A 24146-nucleotide genomic window follows, 5' to 3' on the forward strand; every position below is an offset into this window, starting at 1 on the left:
CGGAGTGAAAGCGGCGACGGGTTCCGGCGTTCGCGGGGTCCGGTACCGGTCCATCCACCACAATGGCTTGCTGTCGGTGGGTAGTCGGCCGATGACACATCCGGGCGGGGGAGACGTTGAGGTCACTGCGGGACGACGAGCACGAGATCGGGCACGCGGGCGTGCCGGGATCGCCGCCGGGAGGGCTCCCGGGAGCCGCCGGACCCCTCCCCGCGGTGCCCGGCGGACGGTCGGGCGTCGGCACGGCCTCGCTGCGCTGGAAGCCCTCGATCGACCGATCCGAGGTGCGCTCCCTGCTGGCCTACCTGCGCGCCTGCCTGCGCCGCGAGGCCGTGCACACCCACGTCATCCCGGTCGGCGACCTCGGCTCCGACAGCTGTGCCTGCCTGCCCCCGGGGCCCGAGGCGCTGTTCAGCGGGGTCAGGGAGACGCTTCCGCTGCACCCGGAGTCCGTCCGCGTCCTGCGCGCGGCCCAGAACCTCGGCCAGTCCCCGCGTTACGGCTACCCGCTCGTGATCCTGGGGGAGGGCGACGACCGGGTGGCCCTGCCCCTGCTCACCGTCGACGTGCGGGTCGTGGACGAGACCGCGGACGCCCGCACCGGCTCCGGGGACACACTGGTCCGCGCGGTCGGCCCGCCCGACGTCAACCCCGCGCTCCTGGAACGCCTCGGCCTCAGCGATTCCGAGGACCTGTTCGAACTGCGGACCCGGCTGCGTTCCGGGGCGCCCGACCCCTCGCGGCGCCCCGCGGCCGTCGCCGACCTCGCCGCCAGGATCCGCGTCCTGCTCGCCAGCCTGGGGATCGAGCGGGTGGACGACATCGCCCCCCTGGGCACCCGCGGCGCCCCGCGCACCGGTGTCGACGGCGCCCACAACGTCGCCGTGCTCTTCCGGGCCGGGCCCGCAGGGCACCACGAGGCCGACGAGCACGAGCCCGTCGGCGTCGAGGGCGTCCTGGCCGACCTCGACCCCTCCGGCCGCGACGGCCTCGTCCCCGAGGACGTCAGCGGGACCGCGCTGGAGACCCTGCTCGGGCAGACCGCGCGGACGGCCGCGGCCCCCGGCCCCGCGGCGTCCGGACGGCTCTTCCGCGGCTCCCGCGCCGGGATCCGCCGCGGTCCCGCCGACCCGGCCGGGGACACCGCCGAGCCTCCCGCCCCGATCTCGGCGACCGCCCTCGACCAGTCCCAGTACGCGGTCCTGTGCGCGGCCATGCGCGAGCAGCTCACCGTGGCCGCCGCCCCGCCCGGAAGCGGTGTGCACGACCTGGTCGACGCCCTCGTGCGCACCGCCGTCAGCAACGGCCAGAGCGTCCTGGTGTGCGGGCGCACCGAGGCCGACGTCGCCGCGGTGCGCCTGCGCGCGGACGCCTCCCCCGGACACCCCGTCGTGCGCGTCGGCGGGGACGGCCAGCGCACGGCCGAGGCCGTGCTGCTCACCCGGCTCCTCACCGAGCACTCCCGGAGTCTGCCCGCCGCCCCCTCCGGTCCCGGCGGGGAGGACCCCACCGTCCACTGGGCGAACCTGGCCGCGGACTGGGCGGCGGTCCGCGAGGCGTGGCGGGCCATGGACACCATGGCCTCCGGCGGCCACGCGCTCGCCCGCCTGGCGGAGGAGCGCGGCCGGGTCGTCGCCCAGGGGTGGGACCCCGACTCCCTCTTCACGCCGGAGCGGGGCGGCCCCGAGTACTGGCTGCACCGGGCCGAGCGCGCGTGCGCCGGAGGCCTCGCCGCCCTGGCGCACCGCGGCGCCGTCCGCCGTGAACTGGGCGTGGACACCGACCCCGACAACCTCGCCCGCCTGTGCGCGGTCGCCCGTCTGGAGGGCGAGTGGCGCTCGGCCGTGGACCGGCGGACCCGCTGCGCGCCGCTGAACGCGCTCACCGCCGACCTGGCCGAAGCCCTCGACCGGCACCGCAGGTCCAGCTCCGCCTGCCTGCGCGCGGTCGGCGACCCCCGGTTGTGGCGGGGACGCGCCGCCATCGAGAACCGGTTGGAGACCCTCAACTGGCACCGCGGCCACGGCTGGCCCGCCCTGGGCGGTCTGCTCGACACCCTGCCCGCGTGGGTGTGCCGCACCGACCAGGTCCGGGCGCTGCAACCGCAGGCGGGCCTGTTCGACCTGGTCGTCGTGGTCGGTGCCGAGCGCACCCGGCTGGCCGAACTGCTGCCGGTGCTCTACCGCGCCAACCGCGCCGTGGTGTTCGGCGACCCGGCGCACCCGGGGCCGGTGAGCGTGCTGGAACCGGAGGAGGAGCGCCGTGCGCTGGCCGCGGCGGGCCTGGCCGCCGACCAGCTGGACGATCGGGGCCTGCGCTACGGCGGCGGTTCGGCGATGCGCGCCCTGTACCGGGCGGCGCCGCCCATGCGGTGGCTGGACGAGCACGACGGGGCGCCGCCCCAGCTCGCCGGAGCCGCGTCGCGGCACTGTTACGGGGGCAGACTCGCGGTGCGCACCGTTCCCGACCCCTCCGGCGGCCCCGCGTTCGAGTGGCGCGACGTGGCCGGGGCCTGCGAGGCCGCGTCCGGGGTGTCCTACGTCAACCGGGACGAGGCCTACCGGGTGGCGGTGGTGGTGGACGAGCTCGACGAGCACCTGCCCCGGGGCCGGGTGGTCGCGGTGGTCGCGCCGACCCAGCCCCAGGCGGCCCTGGTGCGCCGCCTGCTGCGCAAGCGCGTCCTGCGCCACGAGGTGCGGGTGGGCGGGCCGGACCTGTTGGCGGACGACCACGACCCGGCGGACGTCACCGTCCTGACACCGACACTCGCCTCCGGGGCGCCCGCCATCGCCGAGCGGCGGGTCCGCCGGATGGGCCACCTGTGGTCGTCGGCGCTCACCCGCACCCGCCAGCGGCTCGTGGTGGTGGGAGACCGCGGGTACTGGTCGGGCGACGACGGCCCGTTGGGCGAGCTGGAGGCGGCGGCGTCGGGAGGCAGGACGGAGCGGATCGACGCGGCCGCCTCAGCACTGGTCAGGGAGCTGCGCGGGGTGGGGACGGAGGTGACCCTCCAGCAGACGGTCGAGGGCTGGACCGCCGACATGGTGGTCCGGTTCGGCTCCCGCCGCCTGCTGCTCCTGCTCGACCGGGAGCCCGACGGCCGGTCCCTGCGCTGGCTGCTCGCCCGGGGGGAGGCGCTCAACCGCACCACGGGGGACCCCGTGGTCGTGGTGCCCGCCTGGCGCTGCCTGGCTGATCCGCGCACCCTCGTGGAGGAGATCCTCACCGCTCACTGACCCGCGGGGAGGCCCCTCCCGAGCCGACCGCTGACCGGACCGGCGGCCGGGGAGGGCGCACTACCCTGGACCCGGATGTCCGGAAAGCGGCGGTCACGCCGCCGCCCCGGGCGGACGGGAGAGGGGAGGACCGGTGCCTGAGGGCCACACGCTGCACCGCCTGGCGGCGCACTTCGACAAGACCTTCGGCGGCGGCACGGTACGCGCCAGCAGCCCGCAGGGGCGCTTCGCCGACGGCGCCGCCCGGATCGACGGCCGGGTCCTCACCGAGAGCGAGGCCCACGGCAAGCACCTCTTCCTCGGGTTCGACTCGGGGGAGTGGCTGCGGGTCCACCTGGGTTTGTACGGCGCCTGGTCCTTCGGCGACGCCGACGGCGAACGCCACCTGGGCGCGCCGCGGGCCGCGGGCGGCGCCCGCACGGAGCTGCTCCGCGACGCGGAGGGCTTCGTCGTGGCGCCCGAACCCGTCGGCGCGGTGCGCGCCCGGCTGGTCAACTCCTCCGGCTGGGCCGACCTGCGGGGCCCCTCGGCCTGCGAGGTCGTCACCGAGGACGAGAAGCGTGCCGTCCAGGACAGGCTGGGTCCCGACCCCCTGCGCGACGACGCCGACCCCGAACGCGCCTGGCGCGTGGTCAGCCGCTCCCGGACCAGCGTCGCCGCGCTCCTCATGCGCCAGGACGTGGTGGCGGGCATCGGCAACATCTACCGCGCGGAGTCGCTGTTCCGGGCGGGCCTGGACCCGATGACCCCGGGCCGCGACCTCACGGCCGACCAATGGTCGCGGCTGTGGGACGACCTGTCGGGCCTGCTCCGCGACGGCGTGCGGGACGGCTACATCATCACCACCCTCCCCGAGCACCGCCCCGACCCGGACGCGCGTCCCGTGCCCCGGGCCGACAGCCTCTACGTGTGCTACCGGACCGGTGACCCCTGCCGGGTGTGCTCCTCGCCGGTCGCCTCCGCGGAACTGGCCGGACGCACCCTCTACTGGTGCCCCGGATGCCAGGGGGTTTGAGGGTATTAGTGAGGTAAGTGCCCTTTTGTCTGATTGGATGCCAAGGGCATGCAGTACAATCCCCAACCGTCTGCTTAACCGGTTCAGCGTTGTGTGATCAGGGGGACGAATGGGGGGTTTGATGCGGCGTCCGACCATCATGGACATCGCCAAGGCCGCGGGGGTGTCCAAGGGGGCCGTGTCCTACGCGCTCAACGGGCGTCCGGGGGTCTCGGAGGAGACCCGAAGACGCATCCTGGCGATCGCCAGCGACCTCGGCTGGGCGCCCAGCAGCCCGGCGCGCGCCCTCGCTCCCGGCGGCCGGATCGGGGCGGTCGGCCTGGTGGTCGACCGGCCCGCCCACTCGCTCGGGCTGGAGCCCTTCTTCATGCAGCTGGTCTCGGGGATCGAGACCGAGCTGGCCTCCTCGGGGGTGGACCTGCTGTTACAGGTCACCGAGGACATGGGCGCCGAGATCGCGGCCTACCGGCGGTGGTCGTCCGAACGCCGGGTGGACGGCGTGATCATGGTCGACCTGCGCGTGGGCGACCCGCGCGTCCAGGCCGTCGAGGACCTCCCTCTGCCCGCCGTCGTCCTCGGCGGGCCCGAGGGCGTGGGCTCCCTGCCGTACCTGTACACCGACGACGCCACCGCCATGCGCGAGGTCGTCCACTACCTGGCCGCCCTCGGCCACCGGCGCATCGTCCAGGTGGCGGGCCCGGAGAAGTTCGTGCACACCCGCGTGCGCACCCAGGCCTTCCTGGACGCCGCGTCGCAGGCCGGGCTGGGCGAGGCCCGCTGGGTGCACGCCGACTACACGGGCGAGGGGGGCACGAGGACCACGCGCAAGCTGCTGGCCACCACCGACCGGCCGACCGCCCTGATCTACGACAACGACCTCATGGCCGTGGCCGGGCTGGGCGTGGCCCACGAGATGGGCATCGACGTGCCCTCGCAGCTGTCCATCGTGGCCTGGGACGACTCGGTGCTGTGCCGCCTGGTCCGCCCCTCGCTGACCGCCATAGTGCGCGACATCGTGTCCTACGGCCGCCAGGCCGCGCTGATGCTGGCCAGGACGATCGAGGGCAAGCCGGTGGAGAACAGGGAGACCTCCCGGGGGGAGCTGCTCCCGCGGGGGAGCACCGGCCCCCTGGGCGCGTGATCCGGCGCCTCCGCCCGGTCGCCCGCGGCCGGAGGCGGTCGCGCCTCCCGGACACGTGCCCCGGCGGGCCGCGCGTTCCGTCCGGCGCGTACCCCGCGTGAGGCCCCGGAAGCCCCGCGTGGCGCGGGTGCCGGGGTTCACGGCGGATGCCGCGACGGATGTTAACGATGTGAAAACTGAGCCGTGAGTTGCCCCGGTGATCTCTGTGGCCTTGGTGTCCAAAAGGTGACCGTGAGGGTGCTGCCCCCTTCCCGCGGGCTGTGGAAGGCTACGGCGCGTAACGCCCCACGCCGACAGGCCTCCGAGGGAGCGAGAACACCCGTGCGGAACCGGTTCAGCGCCGCCGAACTTACTGACATACCCGCATCTGTGCTGTTACAAGCGAATAACAGCGAAGTGTCGGGCATTGACGCCCTTCCTGCAGACGTGTTGTTGTTAACGTCACTTACCCGGTTCAGCAACGGTCTCGCGCGCTCACCACTGGGAGCGCTCCCAACCCTTCCGGTCTCTCGGAGGGGACTCCCCCCATAGGCCGGCCGGGTGACAAGGAGGAGTCGAGATGAGAATGCTGCGGCTTCCGGCGGCCCTCGCGGCCCTGGCCCTCGCGGTCAGCGCCTGCGCGGGTGACGGCGGGAACAGCGGGGGCGGTTCGGGGCAGTACCCCCGGAACGAGACCCTGTACACCACGGGCACGGCGTGGGAGGCCCCCACCAGCTGGAACCCGATGATGAGGGGCAACTTCGCGGTCGGCACCAACGGCCTGGTCTACGAGTCGCTCTTCCACTACGACCCGGAGGCGGGCGAGTACGTCCACTGGCTCGCCGAGAGCGACGAGTGGACCTCGGAGACCGTCCACGAGATCACCCTGCGCGAGGGCGTGACGTGGAACGACGGTGAGCCCCTGGTCGCCCAGGACGTGGTCACCACGCTGGAGCTCGGCAAGGTCTCCGGAGTCCCCTACGGCAACGTCTGGGACTACATCGAGAGCGTCGAGGCCACCGACGAGCGCACGGTCACCGTCACCTTCTCGGAGAGCCGTCCGCAGGAGTGGATGAACTGGGCCTACTCCAACCCCATCGTCCCGGACCACATCTGGGCCGACATGGAGGAGACCCAGATCACCGACAGCCCCAACGAGAACCCCGTCGGTACCGGCCCCTACGTCTACGAGTCGCACACCGACGACCGCATGGTCTGGGAGCGCAACGACGAGTGGTGGGCCGTCGAGGCCCTCGACATGACGATGGACGCCCGCTACATCGTCGACATCGTCAACGCCTCCAACGAGGTGACGATGGGCATGCTGAACCAGGGCGAGGTCGACCTCTCCAACAACTTCCTGCCCGGCATCGACCAGGTCCTCAACAGCAACGAGAGCATCACCAGCTTCTACGAGGGCCCCCCGTACATGAAGAGCGCCAACACGGCGTGGCTCATCCCGAACCACACCCGTGAACCGCTCAACGACGTGGAGTTCCGCCGGGCCCTGGCCCACTCCATCGACATCACCCAGATCGTCGAGGGCCCGTACGCCAACCTGGTCCAGCCGGCCAACCCCACGGGCCTGCTGCCCGAGTGGGACGCCTACATCGACCACGAGCTGGTCGAGCGCGAGGGCTTCAGCTACGACGCGGACGAGGCAGTGGCCATCCTCGAGGGGGCCGGCTACATGGACGAGGACGGCGACGGCTTCGTCGAGACGCCCGACGGCGAGCCCATCGCCCTGACCCTCGCGGTCCCCTCCGGCTGGACCGACTGGATGGAGGCCGCCCGCCTCATCGAACAGGACGCCCAGGACGTCGGCATCAACATCACGGCCGAGTTCCCCGACGCTGGTCTGCTCGACGAGAACCGCAACTCGGGTGAGTTCGACCTGGTCATCAACAACGCCCGGCAGCTGAGCAACTCGCCGTGGACCTACTACGACTACCTCTACCAGCTGCCCATCCAGGAGCAGCAGACCACGGTGAACTTCCACCGCTACGAGAGCGACGAGGCCTGGTCCCTCACCGAGGAGCTCGCCCGGGTCCCCGCCGACGACGTCGAGGCCGCCGCCGAGGTCACCTCGCAGCTCCAGGAGCACTTCCTGGCCGAGCTGCCGACCATCCCGCTCTGGTACAACGGCCAGTGGTCGCAGGTCAACAACGCCGCCTGGACCAACTGGCCCAGTGAGGCGGAGGACACGCCCAACAGCGCCGCGGTGATGTGGGAGGGCTGGTACGAGCTCGGCGGGGTCGAGACCCTCGCCGCGATCGAACCGGTCGAGTAGGGGCGGGGGAGAGGCCCCCCGTCCACCCCGCTGACCACTCCCCGACCCCGGCCGAGGCACGGCGCGAAAGAGCCCGGCCGGGGGACGCCCCGGGAGAGCGGGCGCGGCACGGACACCCCCACAGGGTCCGGGCCGCGCCCCCTCCGGGGCCACTCGACTGTCCGCCGCCATCACCTGGAGGAACGTGTGTGGCGCTATATCGGTCGTAAGCTCTTCGTCTACCTGCTTACGTTCATCGTCGCGGTCACCATCAACTGGATGATTCCGCGCTTCATGCCCGGCGACCCCATCCGCAACATGCTCTCCCGAGCCTCGGTGGGCGACCCCGAGGCCCTGGCGTCCATGACCGCCTACTACGAGGAGGTCTTCGGCCTCGACAAGCCGCTGCACGAGCAGTACCTGAGCTTCTGGGCCGGTCTGTTCCGGGGGGACCTGGGCATCAGCGTGATGCTCTACCCCGAGCCGGTCACCGACGTCATCATGCGGGCGGTCCCCTTCACCCTGGGACTGCTGCTCCCCGCGATCCTGCTCAGCTGGATCATCGGCAACCGCTTCGGCGCCTTCGCCGCCCGCAGCAAGGCCCTGGACAACACGGTCCTGCCGGTCGGCTACATCCTCACCGCCACGCCGTACATGTGGCTGGCCCTGCTGCTGGCCTGGAGCCTGGGCATCGTCGCCGGGGTCTTCCCGGCCGCGAACGGCTACAGCCTCTCCCTGCGCCCCGAGTTCAGCTGGCTGTTCATCTCCAGCCTGATCACCCACTGGTTCCTGCCGTTCCTGTCCATGTTCCTGGTGGCGCTCGGCGGCTGGGCGATCGGCATGCGCAACATGATCATCTACGAACTGGACGCGGACTACTCCAACTACCTCCAGGCCCTCGGTGCCCCGCGCAAGCTGGTCCGGCGCTACGCGTTCCGCAACGCCATGCTGCCGCAGATCACCGGACTGGCCGTCCAGCTGGGCACGATCATCGCGGGCTCCCTGCTCACCGAGATCGTGTTCAACTACCCCGGCCTCGGCAAGCTCATCCTGGACTCCCTGGAGAACCGTGACTTCTTCCTGCTCCAGGGCGTCTTCCTGTTCGTGGTCATCGGCGTGCTGATCGCCAACTTCATCATCGACATCGTCTACGTGCTGATCGACCCGCGCACCCGGGTCCAGATGACGGGAGGCTCCTCATGACGAACGTCGCCGGAGCTCCGGGAACCGCCGAGAAGGCGGCCGCCCCCGAACCGGCCGAGCGCAAGGGCTCCGAGGCCCTCTACTACGCCCGGCGCAACCCCAAGCTGCTCATCGGCTCGGGTATCGTCCTGGCCTTCCTGCTGCTCGGGATCATCGGCCCCTTCTTCGTCAGCGACAGCCCCAACGAGTACGTCGGCCCGCAGATGCAGCCGCCCAACGGCGAGTACTGGCTGGGCACCACCACGTTCGGCCAGGACATCTGGGCCCAGTTCGTGCACGGTGTGCGCGCCACGTTCATCATCGGCCTGTTCGGCGGCGGCGTCGCCTTCGTCATCGGCACGGCGGTCGGCTTCGTCGCCGGGTACAAGGGCGGGATCGTCGACGAGATCCTCAACATGATCACGAACGTGGTCCTGGTGCTGCCCGCGATGGTCGTGCTCATCGTCGCGATCGCCTACCTGGACGCGCGCGGCCTGTTCGTGCAGGGCCTGTTCATCGGCCTGACCGCCTGGCCGTGGGCGGCCCGCGCGGTCCGTTCGCAGGCGCTGTCCCTGGCCACCCGCGACTACGTGGACCTGGCCCGGCTGAGCGGTCGGCGCACGTGGAAGATCATCACCACCGAGATCGCGCCCAACATGAGCTCGTACCTGGTGATGTCCTTCATCCTGCTCTTCGGCGGCGCGGTCCTCACCGCGGCCGGCCTGGACTTCATCGGCCTCGGCCCGTCCAACGGCGTGTCCCTCGGCCTGATACTGGAGAGCGCCGTCGCCTGGAGCGCGCTCACCCTCGGCATGTGGTGGTGGTTCATCCCGCCGGGCCTCGGCATCACGGTGATCGTTGGCTCGCTGTACATCCTCAACGTCGGGTTGGACGAGGTCTTCAACCCCAAGCTGCGGGAGCTGTGATGACCCTGCGCGTCAAGGACCTGAAGGTCTACTACCAGACCCTGCGCGGGGACGTCCACGCCCTCGACGGCGTCACGTTCGACCTCGCCGACGGGGAGATCATGGGCCTGGCCGGGGAGTCCGGCTGCGGCAAGACCACCCTGGGCAAGAGCCTCATCCGCCTGGACTCGCGAATGCGCCACGTCGGCGGCACGATCGAGCTGGACGGCAAGGACGTGCCCATCGCCGACGACCAGGCGATGGTGCCCCTGCGGTACCACGAGATCTCGCTCATCCCGCAGTACGCGATGAGCGCGCTCAACCCGACCCGCAAGATCGGGAAGATGATCAACGAGCTGCTGCGCGCCCGAGGCGTGCGGCCCGCCGACATCACCGAGGAGCTCCACCGCCGCCTGGAACTGGTCGGTCTGGACACCGACGTGCTCAACCGGTTCCCGATCGAGCTGTCCGGCGGCATGAAGCAGCGCGTCGTCATGGTCATCTCGACCCTGCTCAACCCGTCGCTGCTGATCGCCGACGAGGTCACCTCGGCCCTGGACGTGTCCACCCAGCGCTCCGTCGCGGAGTCGATGGTGGAGTTCCGTGACCGGGGCTACATCAAGAGCATGGTCTTCGTGACCCACGACATCTCGCTCGTGTACCAGATGGCGGACACGATCATGGTGATGTACGCGGGCCACATCGTGGAGAAGGCGCCCGCGGGCACCATCATCAACGAGCCCAAGCACCCCTACACCCAGATGCTCATCGGGGCGCTGCCCGAGGTCGGCTCCACCTCCACCGTGCAGGGGGGCCGCCTGGAGGGCATCCCCGGCACCCCGCCGGGGCTGCTCAACCCGCCCACCGGCTGCCGGTTCAAGGACCGCTGCCCGATGGCGTTCTCCAAGTGCTCCGAACAGCCGCCGCTGGTGGAGATCGAACCCGGCCACTGGGCCGCCTGCTGGAAGACGGGGTGAGGTAGACCGTGCTGGAACTCAGCCACGTGCACAAGGTGTACAAGGTGGGCGCGTTCGGCGGTGGCCGCCTGCGCGCCGTCCGCGACGTGAGCCTCACGGTGGGTGCGGGCGAGGTCGTCTCGCTGATCGGTGAGAGCGGCAGCGGCAAGAGCACCCTCGGCAAGATGGTGCTGGGCCTGTCGAGTCCGACCTCGGGGAGCATCACCTTCGAGGGCACCGACATCACCACCATCAAGGGCCACACTGCGCGCAAGGAGTACTACCGCCGCGTGCAGGGGGTCTTCCAGGACCCGTTCAGCTGCTTCAACCCCATCTTCAAGGCCGACCGCGTCTTCGAGATGGTCCGCACCTCCTACTTCCCGCAGACCCCGGAGACGGAGTGGCGGGACAAGGTGCTGGACGCGATCGCCACGGTGCGCCTGGACCCGGGCAACGTCCTCAACAAGTACCCGCACCAGCTCAGCGGCGGCCAGTTGCAGCGCCTGCTGATCGCGCGGGCGCTGCTGCTGGACATCAAGCTGCTGGTCGCCGACGAGATCATCAGCATGCTCGACGCCTCCACGCGCATCGACGTGCTCAACCTGCTCGCCGACCTCAAGGAACGCGGCCTGGGCATCCTGTTCGTCACCCACGACCTGTCGCTGGGCAACTACGTCAGCGACAAGTCGGTGATCCTGCGCAAGGGCGCGATCGCCGAGATGGGGCCGACGGCCAGGGTCTTCGACAACCCGCTGCACCCCTACAGCCGCCACCTGCTGTCCTGCGTGCCGCAGCTGCACCGCACCTGGGCCGAGGTCGACGCCGAACTGGCGGCCAACCCCCCCGAGGACGTCGTCCTGCCGACGGCGCCCGACGAGGACTCGGCACCGCTGATCGAGGCCGAGGAGGGCCACTTCGTGGGAATCGACCAGGGCTGAGCCCCCGCTTCCCCCCATCCCGGCGCCCGTCCACCCCCCGCGGGCGCCTCGGTCTTTTCCGGACCTCCCCGCGCACCGCCGGGGGAGGCGCCCCGGGCCCGGGGGTCCGGGGCGTGAGGTCCCCACCGCCGAAGGGCGGAAAACGGGCGCGGCGGTCCTTCGCACGCGATCTCGACACCGACCACCGAAAGCCGGAATTGGACGCGTGAGCCCGTGCGGTCGGTGGTGATTCGCGGATGTCCGTACGGTCCCGGCCCTCTTGCGGTACCTGTCCCCGAACGTCGACGGCCCCGGTCCGGAAGGGGCCTGCGGACGCCTTCCCGGCCACCCTGCCGCCCGGTGGGGCGCACACCTTCCGTGGTCGCGGGCGGAGCCGTCCCGAGCCCGGACGCGGCCACGAGCGCACCCGCCCTGAGGTGCGTCGACGACATGCTGGCGACGTCCGCCTGAACGGGAGGGGACATCGCGGTGTGCGGTCACACGCGGCACACCGGTACCCTGGAAGGTCCATCGGTATTCCCCGGCGGGCCGTGCGGGTTGCCACACCGGAATCCTCTGCCAGCTGGCCCGTCTGTGGTAGGTTCGAAGTGATTGTTAGTCGTTGAATTTCGCAGTTGGTGTCTTGCCCGCGGAGTTTGTGACCGGCGGGCGGTTTCCAAGGGAGTCCGGCTCGCGGCAATTCGCGGACGTGAGTTTGCGTCCGTGTACACCGAGCTGAAGGAGAGAACATGGCTCAGGGAACTGTGAAGTGGTTCAACGGCGAGAAGGGCTTCGGCTTCATCTCCCCCGACGGCGGCGGCCCCGACGCCTTCGTTCACTACAGCGCCATCCAGGGTTCGGGCTTCCGTAACCTGGAGGAGAACCAGCGCGTGGAGTTCGAGATCGTTGAGGGCACCCGTGGCCCGCAGGCCGAGAACGTCGTCGCGCTCTAGCACGCGATAACTTCGCGCAACGCCCCGGAAGGCACCGCCTTCCGGGGCGTTCGCGTGTCCGGCCCCCGGAGGGGGCGGGGACTCACCCCTCCAGCAGGGCCTCGGTGCGCCGACGGACCTCGGGGGTGTCCAGTCCCCGCACGGTCACCGTGGTGCGGCGGCGCAGCGCGTCGTCCGCGGTCACCGCCCACTCGCGGTCGCGGGCGAAGACCACCTGCGCCCAGATGTCGGGACCGTCGGGGTGGATGCGCTCGCCCAGCCGCGGCTCCTCGCGCACCATCGCCGCGATGTCCATGGCCAGGCTCCCGTAGTGCGATGCCAGGTGCCGGGCCACCAGCGGGTCCAGCGGGGCGCCGGGCGCGCGGTCGGTGATGAGCCGCTGGGCCACCGCGTCCGGGCTGGCCAGCCCGGGCAGCGGCACCGTGCGCAGCGGGTCGGCCATGTCCTCGGACAGCGGCACGGCGCTGACCTTGCGCAGCTCCTTCAGGACGGCGCGGCCGATGTGGCGGTAGGTCGTCCACTTGCCGCCCGCGACCGAGAGCATCCCGCCCCGGCCCTGGCTGACCACGGTCTCGCGCTTGGCCGCGCTGGTGCCGCCGGGCCCGCCGGGCAGCACCCGCAGCCCCGCGAAGGAGTAGTCGACGTGGGAGGCGTCCAGGTAGGGCGCGTCGATGCCCAGTGCCGCCTCGCCCAGGATCTGCTCCACGTCGGCGGGCACGACCGACACGTCGGCCGGGTCCCCGGTGTACTCCTCGTCGGTGGTGCCCAGCAGCAGCCTGCCCTCCCACGGGATCGCGAACGACACCCGGTACTTGTCCACGGGGATGGTCAGCGCGGCGCGCCAGGGCTCGGGGGTCCGCAGCACCAGGTGCGCGCCCTTGGACAGGCGGACGCTGGGCGACGCGGAGGGGTCCTCCATGCTCCGCAGCCGGTCCACCCACGGACCGGTCGCGTTGAGGACCAGCCGTGCGTCGATGCCGAACTCCCCGCCGTCGACGCGGTCGCGCAGGTCGGCGCCGGTGACCCGGCCCCGGGTGGTGCGCAGCCCCACGACCTCGGCGTGGTTGAGCACCACCGCTCCCGCGTCCACGGCGGCGCGCACGCTCATGACGGCCATGCGGCTGTCGTTCATCTGGTGGTCGCTGTAGGCGGCCACCGACCGCAGGCCGTCGGTGCGCAGGCCCGGGGCGAGCCGCCGCGCCTGGGCGGGGGAGAGCAGGCGGCCCATGCCGTCGCCGAAGGCCGACAGGGCCGAGTACAGGAACACCCCGGCGCCCATCTTCGCGGCTCCGTGCGGGCCGCCGGAGTAGATCGGGACCAGGAACGGCATGTGGTTGACCAGGTGCGGTGCCACGTCGGAGGCCAGGGAACGGCGCTCGCGGTGGTTCTCGGCGACCAGGCGGACCTGGCCGCTCTGGAGGTAGCGCAGTCCGCCGTGCACCAGTTTGGAGGAGGCGCTGGAGGTGGCCCCGGCGAAGTCCCCCGAATCGACCATGGCCACGCGCAGACCCGCCTGGGTGGCGGTCCAGGCGACGGAGGTCCCGAGGATACCGCCGCCGACGACCAGGAGGTCGAAGGTCCCCCGGGTGAGTTCGTCGCGTGTGCGTGAGCGCGACGAGGCGATGCGGTTCTGGCTGGCGCTGACGGTCATGGCTGTGCTCCTCGGAGGGATGGAGGGGGCCTCGCGTGCACCTGAACAGTCTCCACGTTTCAGGCGATGTATCGCCTTCATAATACGACAATGCCGAACGCTGGTGAAGGAGAGGGGGTAGTCCAGCCGAGAAAACAGGCCCAGGGGCGTCCCAGGGCGAGGGGAAGTTTGCCGAAAGTCGCGCAGGGGAACCAGGTGGTCGCACAGGGCTCAGGAGATGCGGCATTGTCGAACTTCGGCGGCCGCACGCGCGGCCGACCCGCGTGGAGGGCGCGCACGGGAAAGCCCCGGGGCGTTCCGCGTGCGCGGAACGCCCCGGGGCGGTGCGGGCCCGGGGCCGTCGCGGCGGCCCCGGATGAGGGGGCCTCCGGGCCCCGGACGGTCGTGGGAGGACCGGTGGCGCTCAGGCGCCGAAGCCGGTGAGCCTCCAGATCCACGCGCCGATCACACCGCCCACCAGAGGGCCGACCACCGGGATCCAGGCGTATCCCCAGTCGGACGGGCCCTTGCCCGGGATCGGCAGCACCGCGTGCGCGATGCGCGGCCCCAGGTCACGGGCCGGGTTGATGGCGTACCCCGTCGGGCCGCCCAGGGACAGGCCGATCGCCAGCACCAGCAGACCGGTCAGCAGCGGCGCGAGGCCGTTGGTGAACAGGCCGCTCAGGTCGACGCCGCCCTCGATGGAGACGTAGCCGGAGTTGGCGCCGATGCCCAGCACGCCCAGGAGCAGCATGGCGGTGCCGACGACCTCGGTGATCAGGTTGGCCACCGGGTTGCGCACGGCCGGAGCGGTGCTGAACACGCCCAGCTTCGCGTCCGGGTCGTCGGTGATCTTCCAGTGCGGCAGGTAGACCAGGTAGACCAGGACGGCGCCGGTGAACGCGCCGCCCATCTGGGCCAGGATGTAGCCCGGGACCTGGGCCCAGGCGAACTCGCCGACGCTGGCCAGGCCGAGCGTGACCGCCGGGTTGATGTGGGCGCCGCTGGTGGCGCCGACGACGTAGACGGCCATCGCGACGGCCATGCCCCAGCCGAAGGTGACGACGATCCAGCCGCCGTTGAGGGCCTTGGAGCGCGCGAGTGAGACACCGGCGACGACACCGCCGCCGAGCAGGACCAGGATCGCCGTACCGACGAACTCTGCCAGATAGACCATGGAGACCTCCGCCCCGTCAGGGGGAACCGGGTCACGGGGGCCTCGCCCCCGCCGACCGGCGCCGGGCCGGAGGCAGGGGTTCAACAGGACGCACCCGTCACAGGAATGGATGGAGCGGAGCGCGCGGGGCGCTCCGCGGGCCGGTTCCCGGGAGCCGAAGGTGGCAGCCGGGGCTCCTGGGAACCGGTCGTTCGGTGGGGTGTCGCCGCCCCCGCGCTACTGGGCGTCCTCGTGCTCGACCCAGTCCAGGGTGCGGCGCACGGCCTTGTTCCAGTTGCGGTACTCGCGCTCGCGCACGGCGGGCTCCATCTTCGGGGTCCACTCGGCGGCCTTGTGCCAGTTGGCGCGCAGCGTCTCGACGTCGGGCCAGTAGCCCACGGCCAGCCCTGCGGCGTAGGCAGCGCCCAGGCAGGTGGTCTCGGCCACCATCGGGCGTACGACCTCGGTGTCGAGCACGTCGGACAGGATCTGCATGAGCAGGTTGTCGGCGGTCATGCCGCCGTCCACCTTGAGCGTGGTCAGCTCCATGGGCGCGTCGGCGTTCATCGCGTCGACGACCTCGCGGGTCTGCCACGCGGTCGCCTCCAGGACGGCGCGCGCGATGTGGCCCTTGTTGACGTAGCCGGTCAGGCCCGCGATGACGCCGCGCGCGTCGCTGCGCCAGTGCGGGGCGAACAGGCCGGAGAAGGCGGGCACGATGTAGCAGCCGCCGTTGTCCTCCACGGTGCGGGCCAGCGTCTCGATCTCGGGGGCGGTGGAGATCAGGCCCAGGTTGTCGCGCAGCCACTGCACGAGGGAGCCGGTCACCGCGATGGAGCCCTCCAGGGCGTACACGGCCGGTTCGTCGCCGAGCTTGTAGCCCAGCGTGGTGAGCAGGCCGTTCTCGGAGGTCACCGGCTCGGTGCCGGTGTTCATCACCAGGAAGGTGCCGGTGCCGTAGGTGCCCTTGACGTCGCCCGGGTCGAAACAGGTCTGGCCGAACAGGGCGGCGTGCTGGTCGCCCAGCGAGGAGGCGACGGGGGTTCCGGCCAGGTAGCCGTTGGCCTCGCCGTAGACCTCGGAGGAGGAGCGGATCTCGGGCAGGACGCCCTCGGGGATGCCGATGGCCTCCAGGATCTCGGGGTCCCACTGGAGGGTGGACAGGTTCATCAGCATGGTGCGGCTGGCGTTGGTCACGTCGGTGACGTGGCGGCCGGTCAGCTTCCAGATGATCCAGGTGTCCATGGTGCCGAACAGGACCTCGCCGCGCTCGGCGCGTCCGCGCAGGCCGTCGACGTTGTCGAGCAGCCAGCGCAGCTTGGGGCCGGAGAAGTAGGTGGCCAGCGGCAGCCCGCACCGCTCGCGGAAGCGGTCCTGCCCCTCCTCGCCGCCCAGCTCGCGGACCAGATCGTCGGTGCGGGTGTCCTGCCAGACGATGGCGTTGTGGACCGGCTCGCCCGTCTCGCGGTCCCAGACCACGGTGGTCTCGCGCTGGTTGGTGATGCCGATGGCCGCGATCTGGTCGGGGGTGATGTCGTTCTTGTCCAGGGCCCCCTGGACGACCGCCTCGACGTTGGTCCAGATCTCCGAGGCGTCGTGTTCGACCCAGCCGGGTTTGGGGAAGATCTGCCTGTGCTCGCGTTGGTCGACCGAGACGATACGTCCGTCGCGGTCGAAGAGGATGCAGCGGCTCGACGTGGTGCCCTGGTCGATCGCGGCGACGTACTGCTGACTCATCGGGTGCTCGCCTTCAGGGTGGGGCTCGGGACGGGGCCGGACGCACACGGTTTCGGATTAAACCCGCACGTTGTACGACATTGACGTATGAGTAGCCGTTAGTTTCATCCGTCTTTCCTTCCCATGTCAAGGCCGCGTGACGCAATCGTGTCGCGTGCGTCACGTCCTCCCGGCGGCAACGCTGCCAGGCGCGGGCGAACGCCGGAAGCCGCCGCGCGGAAGGTGTTCCGCGGGCGTTCGGACACGGGAGGGGTCACGACCGCGGGCCGTCGGCTGGGCGCGGCGGTGGACGACGGGAGGAGAAGCGAAGCGGAGATCCGGAGAGGCGCTGCTCAGTAGGGGGTGACGCCGAGTTCCCGGGAGATGGCCCGCGCCGCGTCGCGCACGTAGGAGACCTGCTCCATGTCGGGCCTGCCCCCCTCGCCGCGCAGGCGTTCGACGGCGCCGCGCACCCCGATGGCGCCGACGGTCGTGCCGCGCCGGTCGCGGATGGGGGCGGCGATGGAGACCTCGCCGTCCACGAGCTCCTCGGCCTCCCAGGCCCAGCCGTCGTCGCGCACCTGGTCGAGCTGGCGCTCCAGCGCGGCGGGGGAGGTGACGGTGTGCCGGGTGAAGGAGGTCAGGACCGGGGCCCCGCCGTTCTCGACCACGGCCGGGTCCTCCTCGGGGGCCGCCAGGGGGTCGAAGGCCATGAGGACCTTGCCGATGGCGGTGGCGTGCAGCGGCAGCAGGGTGCCCACGTCCAGGGTCTGCTGCGAGGCGTCGGGACGGAACACGTGGTGGACCACGAGCACCTGGTGCTTGTGCAGCGTGCCGATCCGCACGCTCTCGCCGCTGCGCGAGGCCAGGCTGTCCGCCCAGTTCAGGGCGCGGGTGCGCAGCTCGTTGCCGTCCAGGTAACGGGTGCCCAGGCTGAGCATGCCCCCGCCCAGGCGGTAGCGGCCCGACTCGGGGTCCTGCTCGACGAAGCCCACGTGCTGGAGGGTGCGCAGGATGCCGAGCACGGTGCCCTTGGGCAGCTCCAGGGACCGGGAGATCTCCGCCAGGCTGAGCCCGCGGGCGCCGGTGGCCAGGATCCGGAGGATGGCTGCCGCGCGTTCGATCGACTGGATTCTTCCCGGCATTGCGGTGCTACCACTCTCTAGTACGACAATGTCATACGCGGAATGCTACTACGCGTTGTGACGTGTGGCACGCCCGCGGCAGTCGGACGGTCAGACGGTCGGCACAGTCCAGATCGGCCGAAACCGTTGCTGGTGTGTTACGAGAGCTCTGACCTGCGATGATCTTGTACTCATGGCGAGGTTGGACGGTCGAGACACGCTATAAGTACAAGATCACGGCACGAGGTCGGCCGCCGGGGTCACAGCTCGGCGGCGGCCTTGGCCACGCTCCGGGCTGCCTCCTCGACGTCGCGGTCGGTGGTCTCCAGGTGCACCACCAGGCGCACGGCGTCGCCGATGCCCAGCCCCGCGACCCCGTGGCGGGCGAAGGCCTCGGCGTGGCGCGCGCCCTGCCCGGCCGGGGCGGGCACCAGCACCATGTTGGTCTGCGTCCGCACGGCCAGCCCGGTCTGGTCGGCGATCAGCCGGGCCAGCTCCGCGGCGCGCTCGTGGTCCTCTGCCACCCGCTCCCGGTGGTGGCGCAGCGCGTACAGGGCCCCGGCGGCGATGATCCCGGCCTGGCGCATCCCCGCGCCCAGCAGCTTGCGCCCGCGCCGGGCCCTGCGCACCGTGTCGGCGTCCCCGGCCAGCGCCGAGCCCACCGGGGCGCCCAGGCCCTTGGAGAAGCACACCGACACCGTGTCGAACCCGTCCGCGACCTCCGCGGGAGTCGCACCCAGGGCGGTGGCCGCGTTCCACAGCCGCGCCCCGTCCAGGTGCGCGCGCAGCCCGTGCCGGTGCGCGAACCCGGTGACCCGGCGCTGCTCGGCCAGCGGCACGACCCGGCCGGTGAAGGTGTTCTCCAGCCACACCAGGGCGGGCTCGGCCCGGTGGACGTCGCCCCGGCCCGCGATCCACGACTCCAGCAGCGCGTCGGTGGGGCAGAGCCCGTCCGAGTACAGGCGCGGCAGGGCCCGGGCCAGCACCGCGGTCGCGCCCTGCTCGTCGCCGATGAGGTGGTGGTTCTCGTGCGCCCACACCTCCTCGCCGCTGCGGGTGGACACGTACAGCCCCAGCTGGTTGGCCATGTGCCCGGACGGCACGTACAGCGCGGCCTCCCTGCCCAGCAGCCCGGCGGTCTCCTCCTCCAGCTCCCGCACGGTCGGGTCCTCGCCCCACACGTCGTCGCCGACCTCGGCCTCGGCCATGGCCCTGCGCATGGCCGGGGTGGGTCGGGTGACGGTGTCGGAACGCAGGTCGATCATGGCGTCTTCCTCCTGGTGGGACGCGTGCCCTCGGGCGGGGGGAGCGGATCCGGGACCCGTGTCCGGGGCGAACGGGGTGTCCGCCCGACGATACTGCCCGCCGCTCAGTCGCTCCCGATCCGGTCCAGGGCACGCGAGAGCTGGCGCAGCGCCTCCAGCACGCGCGCGCTGTCCTCCTCGCCCAGTTCGGTGACCAGGGCCTCGGCCACCCGGTTGTGGTCGGGGCTGATCCGGCGCAGGGCGTCCAGGCCCTCCCCGGTGGCGGCGAGCAGCTTGGCGCGGCTGTGCGCCGGGTTCGGCCGGTACTCGGCCAGCCCCTGCTCCACCAGCAGGTCGGCGATGCGCTGCACGCTCTGCCGCGTGGTGCCGAAGCGGCGGGCGATCGCCGACACCGGCAGGGGCTCGCGGGTCACCGCGCCGAGCACCTGCCAGCGCGCGGCGGTCAGCCCGGCGGTGCGGGCCAGCTCCTCGGCCACCGACAGGAACTGCCCGTTGAGGCGGAAGACGGTGAGTGCGGTCCCGGTGAGCAGGTCGGAGTGTCTGTCCTCGGCAGGGGCCATGCTCAGGCCCCCTCCAGCAGCACGTGGTAGGCGCCGGGGTCGTGCTCGGCGTGCAGCCGGTACCACGCGTCGAGGACGCGGGGCGTGTACAGGTCCAGGGCCGCGAAGACCTCCCGGGCGAACTCCAGGGGTGCGGTGGGCCCCGCGGTGATGAGGCCGCCGTCGGAGACCGCGAGCGCGGAGCGGTAGCGGCGCATCCCGGCGTAGCCGGTGGCCAGCAGGTACTCGGGCGCGGCGCTGGTGTGGTCGCGGTAGTCCAGGAGGCCCTCCCGGGCGAGCCCGGCCGTGGCGCCGCAGATGGCCGCCACCGGCACACCGGCGTCGAGCCAGATCCCGGCCGCCGAGGCGAACGGGGAGAAGGACTCGGGGTCGAGGTCCCAGCCGTCGGCCCCCGGCAGGATGAGCATCGCGCTGGAGGAGGGCTTGAGCTGGGGCAGGGTGATGTCCGGAAGGATGGTCAGCCCGCCCGCGGTCGTGACGGGCGCACCGGTGAGGCCGACGGTCACCACGTCGTAGCGCCCGGGGTCGCGCTGCCAGTCGCCGCCCCGGATGGTCGCGGTGGTGTGCCCGATCTCCCAGTCCGCCAGCTGGTCGTACACGGCGAGGTGGACGGTCTGCCTGGTGTCTTCGATCATGACAGCATGCTGTCAAATGGACAACATGCTGTCAATGTCTGAGGGTGAACGGATCGTCAGTGCCCGGGTGAGTCCGATGTGCCCTCTGAGGGGATATGTGCTGGTCCGCAGGTCAGACGGTCAGCATGCCCACGGCCATCATGGATCAGGTGTCGCCTGCCGTGCTTTTTCGGCCGGTCTACAAGTGCGCGTCGCCCCTGAAGAAACCCGGAAAGTTACCCCGGTCGGTGCCGGTGATCCCACTGACGTCAGCCCCAGGGGGTTTGGACCCCGGCCATGCAGTGGTTGGGCGTGCACGGTCGCGTCTTCCTCAGCCCGAGGGGGTCGGGGGTGTGCGTTCGCGCTCGCCTCAGTCGGCGGGGGGTTTGAACCCCGACCCGTGGGGGGTTTGAAGCTCAGCCCTGTGGGGGGTTTGGACCCCGGCCGTGTGGTGGTTGAGCGTGCACGGTGCTGCCCTCCTCGGACACGGCGGGGTACCAACGGAAAAGATGACTGGGCGGTAGGGGTGTGGGGGTTGGCCGTAGGTCCCGGGCTTCCTGCCCGGACGTAGGGGGTTTTCTCCAGTGCTGGGGACCACGCGATGCGCACGTCGGTTGTCCTGGGGGTGAGCGCATCGCGTGCTTCGCCCCGGTTCTCCAGTGCCGCGGTCGACAGCGCGTGCGCGAAGTGCGTGATAAGCGGCTTAGCCACCACCCCACGCTGTGAGAACAGCTTCCAGACCCCGGCCGCTGGGGGTGGTACGAACGTGCACGCACGCGCCCTCCACAGGTCAGGGGGTGAAAGGGAGGCGTTACGCGCGGCCTTGAGTACAGGGGGGTTTGAAGCCCGGACGCAGACAGGCAAGCAGTCACGGATCAGGTCACCGCCCTCCCGCACCACAAACAAACCCAGGGGTGCAGGCCACAGGGGTGCACGCCCAACAACAGCAGCCACTGACGGCACGCTGAAAACCGGGACCGTGGCTCAGGTTCCACACACGTACAGGGTCTGTGGCTCAGGCCCCGCGAACCTGCACGGTCTGTGGCTCAGGTTCCACGCACGTACAGGGAAGGCGAGCGCGACCACGCCCCTCACACGCCGCCCCCACCCCACACGCGGCCTCCACCCCACATGCCACACCCCACACCCCACACGCCGCCCCGACCCTCGGGGAGTGACGGCCGAACGTTCCCGTGTGTCGCATGTCACCATGGCCCTGAAAGCTGCTGGTGGGTCGGGTTTTCGGTGACGCAGGTCTCGCGGGCGTAACAGAAAGGAACGGTGGTGTTCACATAACCTCACAAATGGTATTACCATTCTCGGAGCCTGCCCCCAGAGCAGGTCGGAGTCGTACTCCCGTACAGCTCAGCACCACCGCACACCCACGGAAGGCTCCGTCATGGAGAACTTCGAACCCGTCTACGGGACGGGCCCCCTTCTCGGGATCGCTGCGGGCGCCATCGCCCTCCTGCTGTTCCTGATCATCCGCCTCAAGCTGCACGCGTTCGTGGCACTCATCCTGGTCAGCGTCCTGACCGCTCTGGCGACCGGCATCCCCGTCTCCGGGGTGGTGCCCACCCTCCTGGACGGCTTCGGGGGCACCCTCGCCAACGTCGCCCTGCTCGTCGGGCTCGGCGTGATGATCGGCCGCATGCTGGAGATCACCGGTGGCGCGGCCGTCCTGGCCGGGGCGCTGATCAGGCTCTTCGGTGAGAAGCGCGCGCCGCTCGCACTCGGAGTGGCCTCGCTGCTCTTCGGCTTCCCGATCTTCTTCGACGTCGGCCTCATCGTCATGCTGCCGATCGTCTTCAGCGTGGCCCGTCGCGTCGGCGGGTCCGTGCTCATGTACGCGCTGCCCACGGCGGGCGCCTTCGCGGTCATGCACGCCTTCGTGCCCCCGCACCCCGGCCCGGTCACCGCGGCCGTGGAGGTCGGGGCGGACATGGGCCTGGTGCTCCTGGTCGGCGCCGTCCTGGCCATCCCCACCTGGTACCTGGCCAGCTACCTGTTCGGCCTGTGGGCAGGGAGGAAGTGGGAGCTGCCGGTCCCCGAGGACATCATGTCCGACGGCACCGTCGAGCACGAGAACCCGCCGCACCTGGGTACCGTCCTGGCCATCCTCCTGCTGCCGATGCTGCTGATCTTCGCCAACACCGGTGTGACCACGTTCGTCTCCACGGGCGCGGTGTCCGCCGAGGCCACGTGGGTGCAGGTCCTCCAGCTGCTCGGTCAGACCCCGATCGCGCTGCTCATCACCGTGCTCTTCGCGATGGTCGTGCTCAGCCGGGGCCGCTTCACCCGCCAGCGGGTGGAGGAGATCGTCGGCGGCGCGCTCGGCCCGGTCTGCGCCATCATCCTCATCACCGGCGCCGGCGGTATGTTCGGCGGCGTGCTGCGCACCAGCGGCATCGGCGACGCCCTCGCCGACAGCCTGGAGTCCACCGGCCTGCCGGTGATCGTCGCCGCCTTCGTCATCGCGCTCGCGCTGCGCGTCGCCCAGGGCTCGGCCACCGTCGCCATCACCACGGCGGCGGGTCTGATCGCCCCGGCCGTGGCGGCCACCTCGGGACTGTCCTCGATCGACCTGGCCCTGATCGTCATCGCGATCGCCTCCGGCGCCACCGCCCTGTCGCACGTCAACGACTCCGGGTTCTGGCTGGTCGGCCGTTTCCTGGGTATGGACGTCAAGACAACGCTCAAGACCTGGACGGTCATGGAGACCCTGATCGGCTTCATCGGCTTCGGGCTCGCCTTCGGACTCAGCCTGGTGCTGTGACCGCACGGGCGGAACCCCGCCGTCCGCTCAGGGCGCGGGTTCCGCCCTACCGGTCGCCCTCCAGCGCGGCGGACACCTCGGTGACGATGGAGCGCATCGCGGCCTCCGCCACGTCGGGGAGGCCGTCCCGGATCGCCTGGGCCACGGCCTTGTGCAGCCGCAGCGCCTCCGGGCGCGGGTTGCGCGGCATCAGGTGGTAGGAGGTGCGTCCGACCAGGACCTCCGCCACCACCTGGGACAGGCCGACGAACATCTCGTTGCCGGACAGCTCCAGGATGCGGCGGTGGAACGTGACGTCCAACTCCAGGAAGGTCTCCAGGTCCCCGGCTCGCCCGGTGCGGACCATCTGGTCGGCGACCACCACCAGCTGGGCCCGCTCCTCGGCGTCGCCGCGCTCGGCGGCGAGCGCGGCGGCGCCCGGTTCCAGCGCGGCGCGCAGCTCGTTGAGCGAGCGCAGCTGCTCCATCCGGCCGGGTCCGGCCAGGCGCCAGCGGATGAGCTGGGGGTCGAAGACGCTCCAGTCCCGGCTCGGGCGCACGCGGATGCCGGTGCGGGGGCGGCTGACCACCAGCCGCATGGACTCCAGGACGCGCACGGCCTCGCGCGCGACCGTCCTGGAGACGCCGAAGTCCTGTTCCAGGCCCTGGAGGGTGAAGGTGTGGCCGGTCCGGTACTCGCCTGAGGCGATGGCGGGACCGAGCACCGCCAGCACCCGGTTGTGCAGCGTGCGGTGGTCAGCGGCCATCGTTCTC

At 71.4% G+C, this 24146-nt stretch carries 18 protein-coding genes; 10 read left to right on the top strand and 8 right to left on the bottom strand.

Going from position 1 to position 24146, the window contains the following annotated elements; all coding sequences use genetic code 11:
- Positions 1–116 precede the first annotated feature (116 nt).
- The 9 genes from FYW99_RS12115 (at position 117) to FYW99_RS12155 (ending at position 12553) form a co-directional block, all read left to right on the top strand.
- Positions 117–3236 (top strand): DEAD/DEAH box helicase family protein, encoded by a 3120-nt coding sequence (locus FYW99_RS12115; protein WP_150252087.1) that lies wholly within the window; start codon positions 117–119, stop codon positions 3234–3236.
- A 133-nt stretch (positions 3237–3369) separates the two neighbouring features.
- Positions 3370–4251: an Fpg/Nei family DNA glycosylase gene (locus tag FYW99_RS12120; protein ID WP_150252088.1), complete on the top strand. Its 882-nt coding sequence runs from the start codon at positions 3370–3372 to the stop codon at positions 4249–4251.
- Between the two features lie 121 nt (positions 4252–4372).
- The gene (locus tag FYW99_RS12125; RefSeq protein WP_150252089.1) at positions 4373–5392 is read left to right on the top strand and encodes a LacI family DNA-binding transcriptional regulator; all 1020 of its coding nucleotides are present in this window, start codon (positions 4373–4375) and stop codon (positions 5390–5392) included.
- Positions 5393–5957: 565 nt separating this feature from the next.
- On the top strand, positions 5958–7661 hold the full coding sequence (locus tag FYW99_RS12130) for an ABC transporter substrate-binding protein (protein ID WP_150252272.1): 1704 nt from the start codon (positions 5958–5960) through the stop codon (positions 7659–7661).
- Between the two features lie 186 nt (positions 7662–7847).
- The gene (locus tag FYW99_RS12135) at positions 7848–8843 is read left to right on the top strand and encodes an ABC transporter permease (protein ID WP_150252090.1); all 996 of its coding nucleotides are present in this window, start codon (positions 7848–7850) and stop codon (positions 8841–8843) included.
- Positions 8840–9748 (top strand): ABC transporter permease, encoded by a 909-nt coding sequence (locus tag FYW99_RS12140; RefSeq protein ID WP_150252091.1) that lies wholly within the window; start codon positions 8840–8842, stop codon positions 9746–9748. The genes FYW99_RS12135 and FYW99_RS12140 overlap by 4 nt, the downstream gene beginning before the upstream one ends.
- Complete coding sequence (locus FYW99_RS12145; protein WP_150252092.1) at positions 9748–10704, top strand: ABC transporter ATP-binding protein; 957 nt, start codon at positions 9748–9750, stop codon at positions 10702–10704. The genes FYW99_RS12140 and FYW99_RS12145 overlap by 1 nt, the downstream gene beginning before the upstream one ends.
- Before the next feature lie 8 nt (positions 10705–10712).
- Complete coding sequence (locus FYW99_RS12150; protein ID WP_150252093.1) at positions 10713–11621, top strand: ATP-binding cassette domain-containing protein; 909 nt, start codon at positions 10713–10715, stop codon at positions 11619–11621.
- A 728-nt stretch (positions 11622–12349) separates the two neighbouring features.
- Positions 12350–12553: a cold-shock protein gene (locus FYW99_RS12155; RefSeq protein WP_061082122.1), complete on the top strand. Its 204-nt coding sequence runs from the start codon at positions 12350–12352 to the stop codon at positions 12551–12553.
- A gap of 82 nt (positions 12554–12635) precedes the next feature.
- Here FYW99_RS12155 and FYW99_RS12160 read toward each other — a convergent pair whose 3' ends face one another.
- From FYW99_RS12160 to FYW99_RS12190, 7 genes are all read right to left on the bottom strand, one after another.
- The gene (locus tag FYW99_RS12160; RefSeq protein WP_150252094.1) at positions 12636–14204 is read right to left on the bottom strand and encodes a glycerol-3-phosphate dehydrogenase/oxidase; all 1569 of its coding nucleotides are present in this window, start codon (positions 14202–14204) and stop codon (positions 12636–12638) included.
- Positions 14205–14607: 403 nt separating this feature from the next.
- A complete protein-coding gene (locus FYW99_RS12165; protein ID WP_150252095.1) occupies positions 14608–15360 on the bottom strand; it encodes an MIP/aquaporin family protein in 753 nt (250 codons plus the stop codon).
- A 216-nt stretch (positions 15361–15576) separates the two neighbouring features.
- Positions 15577–17076, bottom strand: a complete 1500-nt coding sequence (glpK, locus tag FYW99_RS12170) for a glycerol kinase GlpK (RefSeq protein WP_150252096.1) — start codon at positions 17074–17076, stop codon at positions 15577–15579.
- A gap of 332 nt (positions 17077–17408) precedes the next feature.
- Positions 17409–18200, bottom strand: a complete 792-nt coding sequence (locus FYW99_RS12175; protein WP_017567676.1) for an IclR family transcriptional regulator — start codon at positions 18198–18200, stop codon at positions 17409–17411.
- Positions 18201–18439: 239 nt separating this feature from the next.
- Positions 18440–19444, bottom strand: a complete 1005-nt coding sequence (locus tag FYW99_RS12180; RefSeq protein WP_150252097.1) for a threonine aldolase family protein — start codon at positions 19442–19444, stop codon at positions 18440–18442.
- Between the two features lie 104 nt (positions 19445–19548).
- Positions 19549–20004 carry a MarR family winged helix-turn-helix transcriptional regulator gene (locus FYW99_RS12185; RefSeq protein WP_150252098.1) on the bottom strand — a complete coding sequence of 152 codons (456 nt, stop codon included), beginning with the start codon at positions 20002–20004 and terminating at the stop codon, positions 19549–19551.
- Positions 20005–20006: 2 nt separating this feature from the next.
- On the bottom strand, positions 20007–20639 hold the full coding sequence (locus tag FYW99_RS12190; RefSeq protein WP_061082115.1) for a DJ-1/PfpI family protein: 633 nt from the start codon (positions 20637–20639) through the stop codon (positions 20007–20009).
- Positions 20640–22017: 1378 nt separating this feature from the next.
- Between FYW99_RS12190 and FYW99_RS12200 the strand changes: the two genes are divergently transcribed.
- The gene (locus FYW99_RS12200) at positions 22018–23394 is read left to right on the top strand and encodes a GntP family permease (RefSeq protein ID WP_150252100.1); all 1377 of its coding nucleotides are present in this window, start codon (positions 22018–22020) and stop codon (positions 23392–23394) included.
- Positions 23395–23440: 46 nt separating this feature from the next.
- Here the strand turns inward: FYW99_RS12200 and FYW99_RS12205 are convergent, their stop codons facing one another.
- Positions 23441–24139, bottom strand: coding sequence for a FadR/GntR family transcriptional regulator (locus tag FYW99_RS12205; RefSeq protein ID WP_150252102.1), 699 nt, complete (start codon positions 24137–24139; stop codon positions 23441–23443).
- Positions 24140–24146: the final 7 nt, after the last annotated feature.

Origin of the sequence: Nocardiopsis deserti (genome assembly GCF_008638355.1) — a bacterium.
GTDB classification, from domain to species: domain Bacteria; phylum Actinomycetota; class Actinomycetes; order Streptosporangiales; family Streptosporangiaceae; genus Nocardiopsis; species Nocardiopsis alborubida.